This window comes from Idiomarina sp. T82-3, assembly GCF_001577655.1.
Lineage (GTDB): Bacteria > Pseudomonadota > Gammaproteobacteria > Enterobacterales > Alteromonadaceae > Idiomarina > Idiomarina baltica.
In genome coordinates this window covers 110,331-123,360 of record NZ_LSBQ01000005.1, presented here as the reverse complement: position 1 = coordinate 123,360, position 13,030 = coordinate 110,331, and the positions used below count along the sequence as shown (strand labels likewise).

Here is a 13,030-nt window from a genome sequence, read left to right as displayed (position 1 = left end):
GGACGACTTAAAACAACTAGTCCCATAGTGAAACCCGGTCAGCTAAACGACCATTGGCTAAAGTGGTTTGAAGTTCATCCGCCATCCAACGGCCGGCATCGATCGCCTTGCTCCAGTATTGAATTCGTTGTGCCGCATCTAATTGCGCGAAGTCATTTCGATCGGGAATTTTTTGATAGGGCAACTTATTTAGAAAAGCCTCAGTTGGACTAATAAAAATGGTATTGGGCCAATTTCGTCCTGTACTGCGCCGCCATTTCAGACGTTTATCAAACCACCCAGGAATCGCTTCATGATGAAAATGCGGATAAAGGGTCAAGCCATCGACACCCGACAAATCAATATCAAAATGATAGTCAGTAATCCCACCGTCGCGATAGACTCCACGCGGAGCGCCCGGGATATCGCGTACCCCTTCCAACACCATCGGAATGGAGCCGGTAGCCAACAACGCTGGCTGGAAATTGCGCTCAGTTAAAGCAACATGCTGTGTGGGTAAGTCGTTCCAACCTTTTGAGAGCGCTAAATTTGACGCTGGATGGTGAAACACGACACGTTCATAATAACGCCCCAGCCAGCTACGGTTAATGCTATTTGCAAGTGCAGAGGACAGCAGTCCCAAAGCTTGTCGACGTCCCTCTTTAGCGGTAGACCGCAAACAACGTACGGCAATAAAGTGATGATGCACACGCGTCTGTGACAAAATCGAGGATACGGCTGATTCTGGAACATATCGATGCAGTAGCTTCTCGGCTTCGGCAGTAATCTCCCGTTGATCAGGTCTCGCACTGTAAGTTTGATGACTGTAGAGCTCAGCGAATAGACGGCTGGCAGCGACCGGATCCTCTTGACCTAACGATGCAAAACGCCAAGCACCGGCTGAAGTGCCAAGGGTATTAAGGGGCTGCTTTTTACCGGCGAAGAATTCCCCGAATAGCCATTCATCAATACCTTGTAATACAAACCATTTCGGCCCCCCAGAGGCGCCCATTAAAAGCCCAATATCATCAGCGGTCAAACCGTTCTGTTGAATATGAGATAGAGCGCTCGCTCCTGCACGAATGGAAACAAATGATTGCGTCATGGCGCCACGTCCTTATAGTTGTTTTTTTCGTTCTGCCAATACACCCAACACCAGCAATAAGCCAAGGACAGCGGGTCCGAGCAAATGCAATGGAATGGTATAAATCCAACTCGCTAGTATCGGCGTGAAGCCAATTAACAAATAGCCATAGCCAAAGGCACACAAAGCCACAAAAATTAGTGCTCGCACAATGAACGGGTAGTTCGAAACTGATTTTTTAACTAAACGGTTCACCTCATCACCATAAATCACTAATAATGTAGCCAATATCATCATAGCGATTTCATGGGTGTGTTGCCGAAGCATCATGCCTAGCTGGTTCATCAATTGCAGCAATCGAATTCTCCTTAAGCTTACCTAAGCTTCGAAGTATACCGATTTTTACTTATTCGAACATCCCCCGTCCCCTCTTTGCTACTCGCAGCGCCGCGTCAACTTTGGTATCCTCATACTTATCATTAATCAAAAATACACATGACAACGCATGAAATTTATCTCATTTAATATCAATGGAATCAGGGCTCGACTTCACCAATTGCAAGCGATGATCGATAAACATCAACCTGATGTCATCGGACTTCAAGAAACCAAAGTTCATGATGACCAGTTCCCGCAACAGGCAGTGGAAGATATGGGTTATCACGTGAACTTTTTTGGGCAAAAAGGTCATTATGGCGTTGCTTTACTGAGTAAGAAACCACTCACAAACGTGCAAAAAGGCTTTCCAAATGAGCCCGAGGATGCTCAACGCAGAATGATCATGGGGGATTACCCGCTCGATGATGGTGCTACCGTACGCGTTTTAAATGGTTATTTTCCACAGGGTGAAAGCCGCGACCATCCCACAAAGTTTCCAATGAAAGCGCAGTTTTATCGTGACCTCATTAACTACCTCAATGATGACTTATCCCCAGAACAACCCGTTATTGTGATGGGCGATATGAACATCTCTCACCAAGATCGTGATATCGGTATCGGCGAAACGAATGCTAAGCGTTGGTTAAGAACAGGTAAATGTAGCTTTTTACCCGAAGAACGTGACTGGTTAAATGAAGTACTTGATTGGGGACTGATCGACACTTATCGTACGTTAAACCCCGAGCAAGATAACGAGTTTAGTTGGTTTGATTACCGTTCTCGTGGATTCGACGATAATCGTGGTCTTCGTATCGATTTAATTCTTGCCACGCAAACGCTCGCCGATCGTTGCGAAGAAAGTGGCATAGACTATGAGCTACGAGGCATAGAGAAACCCTCGGATCATGCTCCAATTTGGAGTCAGTTCTCTATCTAACTTATTAGTAAAAGGATCGCGGTAATGGCGCTGCTACTTAATATTGTTGCACTTTGCATCCTCATCGCTACTTGGGTGAATGACAGTTGGCGCATATTGAGAAGCAGCCGCCTATTGCAGCACTTATTATTCGGTTCCGCTGCCGTCATCAGCTTTATTTGGCTATTTTCAGCCAAGCTCGAACAAGGCCTGAGTATTCATTTCTTATTGATTACCACACTCACCCTCATGCTTGGGTTCCGCTATGCATTGCTGGCAGGGGTCGCTATTATAGCTGTCAATAGTTTTGCCAATAGCTATCCATTGAATGCGATTGGCGCGCTCTACATTAGCCACATTGTAATACCGGCTGCGGTAACTTATGTGGCTTATGCCGTCATATATCACAGACTCCCGCGACATCCCTTCGTTTATATATTTTTAAATGCATTTCTTGCCGCGGCCGTTGCCATCGCTATGACCCAATTAGCACATGCGGCTTGGGCCTTGATGAGTGACCGTTTGACGCCCAAACAAATATGGGAAAACTATTTAATGATTACACCTCTGGTGATGTTTCCCGAGGCACTTTTGAATGGCATGGCGGTGACATTAATGGTTGTTTATCGACCGAATTGGTTAGTCACATTTAACGATAAGCAATATATTGACCCGAATTAATGTTGATCAGGAGGCAGTACAGATAGCGCTTGCTCCAACACATAGGCTAAGTCCATATAGGTCGGCCCTCCGTCAGTAGGCTTCTTTAAAACCGCACGGCTTTGTTTCAGCTTATCTCGTAGTTCCCAATACCAACCTCGTAACCTCCTCGGAAGGGGTTGATTCGCGCGCCAGCCAAACCAAGCAATTAATTGCAACGGCATACTTAGAATCACCAACGACGTGAGTAAGCCCTGCTGCCAATAGGCATGTAAAAATTGCCAATGTAACATTGCATTGACGACAGCAATCGCGGGTACCCAACGCTCCATCATCCGCAACAAAGGTACTAATCGGGTCTCTCGGAATGCTGCAACGACCGCATGACGAGGCCATCTTCTCGCGTACACATGTCCGTCTTTAAATAGTCGGAATATACTGAGTTTCAAATCGTATTCCTTCTCATTGACTGAGCTTCAGTTATTCAAGTTATCAACGTTTTCTGTGGATAACTTTGTTGATAGGGTGTACTCATTAGCGCACACCTCGCGAACTATATACGCTTTTGCTTACTGGACGTATTATAATCAACTACAGGTTTGTTTTGCACCTTTATGGCTAATTCAGATAAGCTATGGTTAAGATAGTTCGTAGGAGATGTCATGCCAGCCCCTTCTTTATTAGCGCCATGCTCGGGTCGCTTGCTCACGTCAAGTCATCACCCTAGCCCGCTGATTCAGTCACAGTGGCTTGGCCACACCACATGTATTGATGTCTCTGGCAACCAAGTGTTCGCGCCTGCCGATGCCGTCATCAGCTATATATCACCGGCAGGCAACTTTATTCACCTCAACACTGACGCGTTGGGTCGCATCCTACTGTGTCTCGGCGCACATGAGCCAGCCAATAAATTGACAGCGCTACACCGCCATGTCGGTAGCGGTGATGAGGTAACTCGCGGCACGCCGCTATTGTCGCTGAATCAAGCGTTAATAAGACGACAAGCGAATGCTTACAATCTAATGGCCGTTATACTGCAACCTAATTACTCGTTCGATAAACTGACATTGAGAGAAAGCGGCGTCGTCACCGCTTTAGAATCTGAATTAGTTATTCAAAAGGACATATAATGATCAAAGTGCATGGCATCAAAAACTGTGACACCGTAAAAAAATCCATAAAATGGCTAGAACAACATCAACTTAAGTACGAATTCCGTGATGTGCGCGAAATTCCGCTATCCACAGCTGAGGTCGAGCAATGGCTCGCCGATATACCCGCTGACCAACTGGTAAATAAGCGCAGTACCAGTTGGCGACAGTTGGACGAATCACAACGTGATCTGAGTAATCAGGCGTTGGTGTGCCAGCTTATAGTCGAGCAACCAACATTGTTTAAACGGCCGCTCGTTCAAGCCAAAGGAGAGGCACGCGTTGGCTTTAATGCCCAACAGTGGGAGGCATGGTTAGGCTGATGTCAAATAGTGAAACATTGCAACTGGCTAAAACGCTATTAGAGAGGCCATCGATCACGCCTGCTGATGAAGGCTGTCAGCAAGTACTCGGCGATCGGCTGAAATCGCTTGGCTTCGAATTGGAGTCGATGATATTTGAGGATACGACTAATCTTTGGGCGCGTCTGGGGCAAGGCAAGCCAGTATTGTGTTTTGCCGGTCACACGGATGTCGTTCCTCCTGGCGACCCCAGTGATTGGTCGTTCCCTCCTTTTCAACCCACCGAGCATGAAGGCTATCTTTATGGTCGAGGGGCTGCCGATATGAAAGGGAGCCTCGCAGCGATGATCGTTGCGGTTGAACGCTATCTCAAACAGGTCGACGAACCTCCTTTCGATATCGCTTTTTTGATCACCAGCGACGAAGAAGGTCCGTTTATCAATGGAACCAAACGCGTGATGGAGACCTTGGAGTCTCGTAACGAAAAAATCACTTGGTGTATCGTGGGAGAGCCCTCTAGCACAGAACAGCTCGGCGACGTCGTCAAAAATGGTCGTCGTGGAAGCCTTTCTGGCTCGCTTAGTGTGATTGGAGTACAAGGGCATGTCGCCTACCCTCATCTCGCCGAGAACCCCGTTCATAGTGCAGCTAATGCGCTTGCTGAACTGACCCAAACACGCTGGGATGATGGTAATGAATTTTTTCCACCGACCACCTTTCAAGTGTCTAATATTCATGCAGGTACGGGGGCTGGCAATGTGATCCCAGGGCGCTTAGATATCGAATTTAACTTTCGGTTTTCGACAGAGTCAACATCAACTCAGTTGCAACAGCGCGTAGAGGCTATCTTAGACGCCCACAACCTTAATTATCAGCTTAACTGGAAACTCAACGGTCCCGCCTTTTTAACTGCACAGGGTCTTTTCATCAATAAAGTTCAGTGCGCAATCGAGCGGGTTTGCGGCTATCCAACAAAGCTCTCGACCGCTGGAGGAACATCGGATGGACGTTTTATTGCGCCAACAGGCGCTGAGTTAATCGAACTTGGACCGGTAAATGCCACTATTCACAAAGTCGACGAATGTGTGAAGATAACTGATCTTGATACGCTCACAGACGTTTACCAAGCCATACTGGAAGAAATGAGTGTTTAACGATGATAACTTCAGCGCAGCGTTTGGGTAAGGCCCAGGATCATTTACTGACATTAATCGACGGCCACATGCTTCACCCTCTGGCAGCACGAGCTTTTGAGGAAATGAAAGAGGCGGCGTCGCGTGATGGTATTACCCTTGCTATTGCGTCGGGTTTTCGTAGTTTTGACAGGCAGTTGTTGATTTGGAACCGAAAATGGTCTGGTGAACGTTCGGTCAATGACGAACAAGGGCATCCGCTTGATACGACCCAGCTGAGCGATGAAGAAAAGCTACACGCGATTCTTCACTGGTCAGCGTTGCCAGGCGCCAGCCGCCATCATTGGGGGACCGATATTGACGTATGGGACCCCTCTCGTTTTAACTCTAACCAAACGCTTCAACTGGTGCCCGAGGAGTACGAACACATCAATGCGCCCTGTTATCCATTGTTGTGCTGGCTGCAACAGCATGCTCACGAATTCGGCTTTTTCTTTCCTTATCGCGTCTACCAAGGCGGGGTGTCTCACGAACCTTGGCATTTGAGCTATCAGCCAGTCGCCGATCATATTCAACAATCGTTGACGCTCGACGAGCTCAAAAACGCGCTAAGCAACACTGATATCGCGGGTAAAGAGACCGTACTAGCGCACTTACATGTCATTAAAGAACGTTACTTTGACAATATCTGTCGTGGTAACACAGGAGAAGAGTAATGCAAGAGCATTGGGTTTGGTTAATTATTTTGTTGGTATTGGGCGTCGTTGTGAGTAATTTGATGGTACTTAAATACAGTAGCAAGTTAAAATGGCCTACTAAAAATAAGCCGCCCAAAGAAAACTCTGAGGACGACTCATCTAAACAATAAAAAGTAGGTCGGCAGTCTAGACTAGGAGAATTGCACGCCTAAACGCTGACCGACCTCCTTATAGGCTTCCACTACCCCGCCAAGGCCCTGACGAAAGCGATCTTTATCAAGCTTCTCACGAGTCTTAGCATCCCATAAGCGGCAACCATCAGGGGTAAACTCATCGCCTAATACGAGTTGTCCGTCGAACACGCCAAACTCGAGCTTATAGTCGACTAACAGTAACCCAGCTTGTTCAAATAATGATTTAAGCACCGAGTTGACCTTAAACGTCAGCGCCTTCATTTGCTCAATTTGCTCCTTTGTCGCCCAACCAAAGGCTTCTATGTGATACTCATTAACCATCGGGTCATGCAAGGCGTCATTTTTTAGGAAAAACTCAAACGTCGGCGGATTTAGTGTTTTACCTTCCTCAACCCCTAGGCGACGAACTAACGAGCCAGCGGCTACGTTGCGAACAACGCACTCAACTGGAATCATATCCAACTTTTTAACCAATGATTCTGTATCACTCAGCAACTCATCTAATTGCGTTGGAATACCCGCCTTTTCTAATTGAGTCATAATGAAATGATTAAAACGATTATTAACCATTCCTTTATCTTCGAGTTGCTCTACTTTCTCTCCGTCAAACGCGGAAGTATCGTTGCGGAACTCCAACACTAATCGTGATGGGTCATCTGTCGTATACACGGTTTTTGCTTTCCCACGATACAGCTCGTTTCGTTTTTCCATAGGTTGTGCCGCCTTTACTGTTGACTTGCTACTTTTAATGCTTGCTCAAGAGCAGGCTTAACCGACTCGAGCCATGCCTGATCGACTACTTCATCATTTGACCAAACGCTAATGGCCGTATCATCCCCAAATTCGACTAAGCGAATTTCATAATTTCCTTCTGGAATACCCAACGATTCATAATCGTCCCCACCGATGAATAGGAAACCTGAGTCCGGCTCGGTGTACTCAACAAAATAGGTGCCTGCCTCGCGGTTTAAGTCATCAATGCTCAAACCTATTTGTTCTAATGCTTGACCGGTGAGCACCCAAGCGTCATCGAAGTCTAGCTCAACCACAAATACGGGTTGCTGTTTAGCATTGGTACTGACTGAAACGGGCACGCCCGCTTCTCGGCTCTGTTGGATTGATTGTTGGTGGACACGATTCACTTGAGACACAACTTTATTCAACAAATCAACTGATAAGTTATGCTGAGTCAGTTCTGCCATTTCAGTGCGATCGCCGTTTACCTTTTGCGATACGTCCGCTAACGTCACTTCAAGCGCAGTCGTCCGACCGTGCGTTTCTGGCGCCTGCGTTAACACGTAGCGAAAACTTTGTTCCAGAGACACAGTAGTATCTCCGTCACCTAACAACCACCAACCACCATCGCCTTCTGCTTCATATTCGTCTTCGGTAGTAAGCAACTCAGTGGTCCACTGGTTTTCGCCCGTTTTAGTAAAAGTTAGGCCTTTGCGGTCTAAGACTTGTTCAGCTGCGGTCCAGACAGTGTTTACAATACTGTCTGACATACCTTCAACCAAATCAAAATACACCCGTGCTTGTTTTTCGTTTTCGAGTACACGACTCCCCAACGCAATAGGATGAACCTGGCGAGGTGAAACAACGCGAACTTCTTCGCCTATGGGTCCAGAGGTATCTGCAGCAGGAATTTTGTAACTATTACTGTAGTCAGGCGTTTCCAAACCCGAAGGAACGTTTAACTCGGGTCGTTGCTTTAAGTTGACATAATCAAAGTCACCATTCGCTTGCTCTTTTTCAATCGAGCTACACGACGCGAGGGTAATCATCGCCAACGAAGTCACGATGGCTGTACGGCGAAAATTCATTTCCACTCCTGCTACTTAAGTAAGTGTAATTGGTTGAGGGCGCGCTCGATAACAAGCTGACTGTCTTCGCTTGGCGGCGTCAGAGGTAAACGATAATTGGCGCTACATTTACCCATTAACGCGAGAGCCCACTTAACTGGAATCGGATTTGATTCAACAAACAATGCATTATTGAGTTCACGGAGTTCACTATCGATTTGTTCAGCTTTTTCACGTTCTCCACGAGTCGCAGCATCAACCAGCGCTTTTATTCGGCTTGGCACTACGTTGGCTGTAACACTGATAACGCCATGCCCACCGCGCAACATAAATTCACACGCGGTCGGGTCATCGCCACTCAGCAAAATAAATTGGTTGCCACAGCGACGCTTCAGTTCTTCGACACGAGAAACATCGCCCGTCGCTTCTTTAATGCCAATCACATTATCAATTTCAGCGAGTTGTTCAACCACTTCAGGTGGCATGTCTAATGCGGTTCGACCGGGCACATTATATAAAATCTGCGGTTTATCTGAGGCGTCAGCGCAAGCTGAATAATGGGCGATCAGGCCTTCTACTGAAGGCTTGTTATAGTAAGGTGTGACGTTGAGAAAACCATCGACACCAAAGTGACTCATCTTCTCTGTGAGTTGCACGGCCTCGGCGGTGGAGTTTGAGCCGTTACCTCCAATTACTTTGATGCGGCCATTAGCGAGTTCGACCATCGCAGCAACAACATCAATGTGTTCTTCATGGCTGAGTGTGGTTGACTCCCCCGTTGTGCCTACCGCGACAATTGCGTCTGTCCCGGATTCAACATGGAAATTCACGAGTTCTTCAAGTTCGTTATAGTCGATATTCCCATGCTTAGTCAGCGGTGTGACTAAGGCAACAATACTACCTGTTAGCATATAGGCTCCAAATTCCTAATCATGGGGCCTAATGTTACTGGTAGCCCCAAATAAACACAAGACTAGGAACACGTAGCACGTAATTTGTTCCCTTCATTTTAATCCAAACCCAGCTTCGCTATCATATATATACTGGATCTTATCGTTAGGAGTTAGAAATGGAACGTTTACAAGCTGGCGACAAAGCGCCTAACTTTGAACTTTTAGATAAAAACGAAGAAAAAGTATCTTTACAAGCATTACTGAAAGACCATCGTGTGTTGGTGTATTTCTACCCAAAAGCAATGACCCCTGGTTGCACTGTTCAAGCGCAGAACTTGCGTGATGAAAAAGATCGTTTACTAGAACACAATGTCATCTCAGTCGGTATTAGTCCTGATGCGCCTAAGCGATTAAATAAGTTTACTGAACGTGACGAGCTTAACTTCACGCTACTGAGCGATGAAGATCATGCGATTGCAGATAAGTTTGGAGTTTGGGGTCCAAAAAAATTTATGGGCAAAGAGTACGATGGTATTCATCGAATCAGCTTTCTAGTTGAACAGGACGGTACGGTGAGTCACGTATTTGATAAGTTTAAAACAAAAGAGCACCACCAAGTGGTACTCGATCATTTAGAGCAGAACTAAAGTCATTTCGGAATAAGGCGCACTGAGCGCCTTATTCTTCGGCTGGACTACTCTTCTCAATCAGGGCTTCTCGACTTGACCAAGCGGTTATCACCGCTTTGACTAAGCTCGCCAACGGTATCGCGAAAAATACGCCCCAAAAACCCCAAATACCACCAAAGATAAGCACCGCAGCAATAATATAGACCGGATTAAGGCTCACCGCCTCGGAAAACAATAATGGCACGAGCACGTTGCCATCTAACGCTTGGATAATGAGGTAGCCAATCATCACGTAAATGAATGGACCTGTAGCACCGAATTGAAATAATGCCACTAATGCGACGGGTATGGTCACCACGACGGCACCAATGTACGGTATCAATACTGATAACCCGACTAAAATTGACAGCAACGTCGTGTAACGTAAATCAAAAGCAAAGAACACAGCAAAAGAGGTCACGGCAACCACAATGACTTCCAGAGCTTTGCCGCGGATGTAGTTCATGATTTGCAGGTTCATTTCCTGACCGACTTGCGTAATTAAACGACGGTTAGTGGGCAATATGCGGCTGAAATGAGCAAGGAGCGTATTCCTGTCTTTGAGCATGAAAAAGACTAATAACGGCACGACAATTAAGTAAACCAGCATCGCCATTACATTGACCAGTGAAGTCAAAGAGCTCGTCAATATTTGCTCGCCGAGCCCTACGACACGACGTTTAACAGTTAGCATCAACTCGGTTATTTGCGATTCATCAATCACCGATGGAAACAATTCGGGTAGTTTGTGCAACCACACTTGCAAGTTCGCCAACATATCAGGTAGCTCACGAATCAGCGTTGTGCTTTGTTGCCAGACCACTGGCACGAGCGTAAACAGGCACAGCGTCGCAATACAAATGGTGAGGCTCATAACAATAATGGTGGCAGCCAAACGCCCCATCCCCGCGTCAATCAATCGATTTACAGGCCAATCAAGTAAATAAGCGAGCGCAATCGCAGCTAGAATGGGTGCTAATATTCCACCGAAAAATACAATCAATAGAACCGACACAATGAGCAATAAAAATAGCGTCACTGCATTGGGGTCTGAAAACTTATTCCGATACCACTGCTGAATATGTTGGAACATTCCGAGCTTCCTGTTCGGTGTGATTAAAGGTTCACGATGCTTGCAATCTTACGGTAACACCATAGAGTAGAAAAGGAACTTATTGTAAATTAATAACTCTACGTAGAATATTGCGTTATAACAGCGGTTAATGTGAATGTTGTATCTCAGAAAAACTCAGCGCTTTATGACAAGCGGGATCGCGCTTGCGCTCATGCTAGCGCTTCCCTCCGCGTTTCAAGCACCCGAGGCCCTTGCTCAGCAACATAGAAATCTGCCCGAAATCGGCACCACCGGAGCGGGCTTTATGAGTATTGAGCGAGAAAAAGTCGTTGGCGACTACTATATGCGCCAACTACGCGCAACGGCGCCTATTATTCAGGATCCTGTATTAAACAGCTATCTTAAAGATGTTGGTCAACGTTTAGTGCGTAATGCGGACAACGTGCGCTACCCTTTCTCATTTTTTTGGTTAAATATTAACGAAATAAATGCGTTCGCCTTTATGGGGGGATATGTTGGTGTCCATACCGGGCTCATTCAGCAAGCTCGCAATGAGTCTGAGTTCGCAGCGGTCCTAGGGCACGAAATAGCACACGTAACTCAGCGCCATATTGTGCGGAGTATGCAAGAGCAACAACAGAACATGCCGCTCACAATAGCCGGCGTGATTGGCTCTATCTTGTTAGGGATTGCCAATCCAGAAGCAGGCGCTGCCGGACTCTACACAACGATCGGCGCAACGGGTCAGGCACAAATCAATTATACACGCCTATTTGAACAAGAAGCCGATCGTATTGGCATAACAACACTCGCCAATGCCGGTTTTGACCCCATGGGGGCGCCTAATTTTTTTGGTCGTCTAGCCGACCAATACCGTTACGTATCAAAACCTCCTGAAATGTTACTGACTCACCCCGTTCCCGAGTCCCGTATTGCGGATACGCGCACCCGTGCTGAGGCATTAGGTCGTCGTGATGTACCACAAAGTCTAAACTTTGAACTTGCTAAAGCGCGAGTTGATGCGCGTTATACACGCAGCACGCCGAATAGTGAGTTCGTTAAAATGACCAAAAGCGATAATATCATCACTCAACAAGCCGGCGGCTATGCATTGGCCATCAGAGCACTCGATGCAAGCAATCCTGATACGGCACAACAATGGTTAACCCCGTTACTTGAGCGCGATCCTAGAAATCGTTTCTATATTGATGTGCAAACCGATATTTACCTTGCCTTGGAACAAAATGGTAAGGCACTTGATATGCTGAAGCGTGAGTACACACGAAGCCCTGACGATCCGGTGATTATACTCAACTACGCGAATGCTGCGATTCGTTCAAATGAGGCTGAGCTGGGCGTGAAATTATTGCGCAATTATCTGTTAGCTGAACCAGATTCATTAATTGCCCTCGATCTGCTTACCGATGCCTATCAGCGAACTTCTGATAGAGCCGCGATGTACGAGACACGCGCGGAAGCCTTGGCACTCCGCGGTGGTTTCGATCTTGCTATTGATCAACTACAAACAGCGCAAAATCACACACAGAATAAGCTAACCGAGAAACGACTTAACGCGCGTATTGACCAATTACGCGCCGAAAAGGAACGCCTGAAAGGACTACTCTGAGCGCACTTTAGCAATCGCTTTTCGTAGACTCGCTCGTGTTTGCTCACCCAACAGTGGACCGGTCACCTTTCCACCTGGACCAACAATGTAAGTGGCCGGTAACATACCCGGCTTATCAAACGGTAATTTCGGTGCTGGCAGGCTCAACGCCAAAGGAAAATCAATATCATGTTTTTCCGCCAGCGCGTTGATTTGCTGATTACTCATCGGATCAAAACTGATGCCAATCAGTGTTAGTTGGCTGTCGTCACTGACTTCGTTGTGATAAAACTCGTTAAGTTCAGGCAACTCACGCAGGCAGGGAGTGCACCACTCGGCGAAGTAATTCACCACCACGGTGTTCGCTTTACCATTTTGCCAGTTTATCTGGCTTTCGTTGTTGAGTTGAATGTCCGGCTCTTGTGAACAACCCACTACACCCAATGCTAACACTGTCGCAACTAGCAATGACAATTTCATATTCGGCCCGT

General features: G+C 46.7%; 17 protein-coding genes. 9 read left to right on the top strand and 8 right to left on the bottom strand.

Annotated elements, in window-relative coordinates; all coding sequences use genetic code 11:
• Positions 1-16 precede the first annotated feature (16 nt).
• A complete protein-coding gene (locus AWU56_RS05105; protein WP_286681928.1) occupies positions 17-1,084 on the bottom strand; it encodes an alpha/beta hydrolase in 1,068 nt (355 codons plus the stop codon).
• Positions 1,085-1,096: 12 nt separating this feature from the next.
• The gene (locus AWU56_RS05100; protein WP_006955472.1) at positions 1,097-1,420 is read right to left on the bottom strand and encodes a DUF3392 family protein; all 324 of its coding nucleotides are present in this window, start codon (positions 1,418-1,420) and stop codon (positions 1,097-1,099) included.
• A 148-nt stretch (positions 1,421-1,568) separates the two neighbouring features.
• Here AWU56_RS05100 and xthA point away from each other — a divergent pair, with 148 nt between their 5' ends.
• Together xthA and AWU56_RS05090 are read left to right on the top strand one after the other, a co-directional pair.
• A complete protein-coding gene (gene xthA / locus AWU56_RS05095) occupies positions 1,569-2,378 on the top strand; it encodes an exodeoxyribonuclease III (protein WP_006955473.1) in 810 nt (269 codons plus the stop codon).
• A gap of 24 nt (positions 2,379-2,402) precedes the next feature.
• Complete coding sequence (locus AWU56_RS05090; protein WP_006955474.1) at positions 2,403-3,038, top strand: energy-coupling factor ABC transporter permease; 636 nt, start codon at positions 2,403-2,405, stop codon at positions 3,036-3,038.
• Here AWU56_RS05090 and yfbV read toward each other — a convergent pair.
• A complete protein-coding gene (gene yfbV / locus AWU56_RS05085; RefSeq protein ID WP_040487869.1) occupies positions 3,035-3,466 on the bottom strand; it encodes a terminus macrodomain insulation protein YfbV in 432 nt (143 codons plus the stop codon). The genes AWU56_RS05090 and yfbV overlap by 4 nt on opposite strands.
• Before the next feature lie 213 nt (positions 3,467-3,679).
• On the opposite strand from yfbV, the gene AWU56_RS05080 reads away from it, so the two are divergent.
• Genes AWU56_RS05080 through AWU56_RS05060 form a run of 5 tightly spaced genes read left to right on the top strand, consistent with a single transcriptional unit; the run spans position 3,680 to position 6,471 of the window.
• Positions 3,680-4,147, top strand: a complete 468-nt coding sequence (locus AWU56_RS05080; protein ID WP_286681927.1) for a PTS glucose transporter subunit IIA — start codon at positions 3,680-3,682, stop codon at positions 4,145-4,147.
• Positions 4,147-4,491: a Spx/MgsR family RNA polymerase-binding regulatory protein gene (locus AWU56_RS05075; protein WP_272978434.1), complete on the top strand. Its 345-nt coding sequence runs from the start codon at positions 4,147-4,149 to the stop codon at positions 4,489-4,491. The genes AWU56_RS05080 and AWU56_RS05075 overlap by 1 nt, the downstream gene beginning before the upstream one ends.
• Positions 4,479-5,624: a succinyl-diaminopimelate desuccinylase gene (gene dapE / locus AWU56_RS05070; RefSeq protein WP_416361512.1), complete on the top strand. Its 1,146-nt coding sequence runs from the start codon at positions 4,479-4,481 to the stop codon at positions 5,622-5,624. The genes AWU56_RS05075 and dapE overlap by 13 nt, the downstream gene beginning before the upstream one ends.
• Positions 5,625-5,626: 2 nt before the next feature.
• Entirely contained in the window at positions 5,627-6,319 is a 693-nt protein-coding gene (locus tag AWU56_RS05065; RefSeq protein ID WP_006955479.1) for a M15 family metallopeptidase, read from the top strand.
• The gene (locus AWU56_RS05060) at positions 6,319-6,471 is read left to right on the top strand and encodes a DUF2897 family protein (RefSeq protein WP_006955480.1); all 153 of its coding nucleotides are present in this window, start codon (positions 6,319-6,321) and stop codon (positions 6,469-6,471) included. The genes AWU56_RS05065 and AWU56_RS05060 overlap by 1 nt, the downstream gene beginning before the upstream one ends.
• Before the next feature lie 21 nt (positions 6,472-6,492).
• Here AWU56_RS05060 and purC read toward each other — a convergent pair whose 3' ends face one another.
• Genes purC through dapA form a run of 3 tightly spaced genes read right to left on the bottom strand, consistent with a single transcriptional unit; the run spans position 6,493 to position 9,208 of the window.
• On the bottom strand, positions 6,493-7,206 hold the full coding sequence (gene purC / locus AWU56_RS05055; RefSeq protein ID WP_006955481.1) for a phosphoribosylaminoimidazolesuccinocarboxamide synthase: 714 nt from the start codon (positions 7,204-7,206) through the stop codon (positions 6,493-6,495).
• A gap of 14 nt (positions 7,207-7,220) precedes the next feature.
• A complete protein-coding gene (gene bamC / locus AWU56_RS05050) occupies positions 7,221-8,318 on the bottom strand; it encodes an NlpB/DapX family lipoprotein (protein ID WP_272978121.1) in 1,098 nt (365 codons plus the stop codon).
• Positions 8,319-8,329: 11 nt separating this feature from the next.
• Positions 8,330-9,208: a 4-hydroxy-tetrahydrodipicolinate synthase gene (gene dapA / locus AWU56_RS05045; RefSeq protein ID WP_006955483.1), complete on the bottom strand. Its 879-nt coding sequence runs from the start codon at positions 9,206-9,208 to the stop codon at positions 8,330-8,332.
• A gap of 158 nt (positions 9,209-9,366) precedes the next feature.
• Here dapA and bcp point away from each other — a divergent pair, with 158 nt between their 5' ends.
• Positions 9,367-9,837 (top strand): thioredoxin-dependent thiol peroxidase, encoded by a 471-nt coding sequence (bcp, locus tag AWU56_RS05040; RefSeq protein ID WP_006955484.1) that lies wholly within the window; start codon positions 9,367-9,369, stop codon positions 9,835-9,837.
• Between the two features lie 31 nt (positions 9,838-9,868).
• Here bcp and AWU56_RS05035 read toward each other — a convergent pair whose 3' ends face one another.
• Positions 9,869-10,951: an AI-2E family transporter gene (locus tag AWU56_RS05035; RefSeq protein ID WP_006955485.1), complete on the bottom strand. Its 1,083-nt coding sequence runs from the start codon at positions 10,949-10,951 to the stop codon at positions 9,869-9,871.
• 136 nt (positions 10,952-11,087) lie between these two features.
• On the opposite strand from AWU56_RS05035, the gene bepA reads away from it, so the two are divergent.
• Positions 11,088-12,560 (top strand): beta-barrel assembly-enhancing protease, encoded by a 1,473-nt coding sequence (gene bepA, locus AWU56_RS05030; protein ID WP_286681925.1) that lies wholly within the window; start codon positions 11,088-11,090, stop codon positions 12,558-12,560.
• Here bepA and AWU56_RS05025 read toward each other — a convergent pair.
• Positions 12,552-13,019, bottom strand: a complete 468-nt coding sequence (locus tag AWU56_RS05025; RefSeq protein ID WP_286681924.1) for a TlpA family protein disulfide reductase — start codon at positions 13,017-13,019, stop codon at positions 12,552-12,554. The two genes, bepA and AWU56_RS05025, sit on opposite strands and share 9 nt — an antisense overlap.
• Positions 13,020-13,030 lie beyond the last annotated feature (11 nt).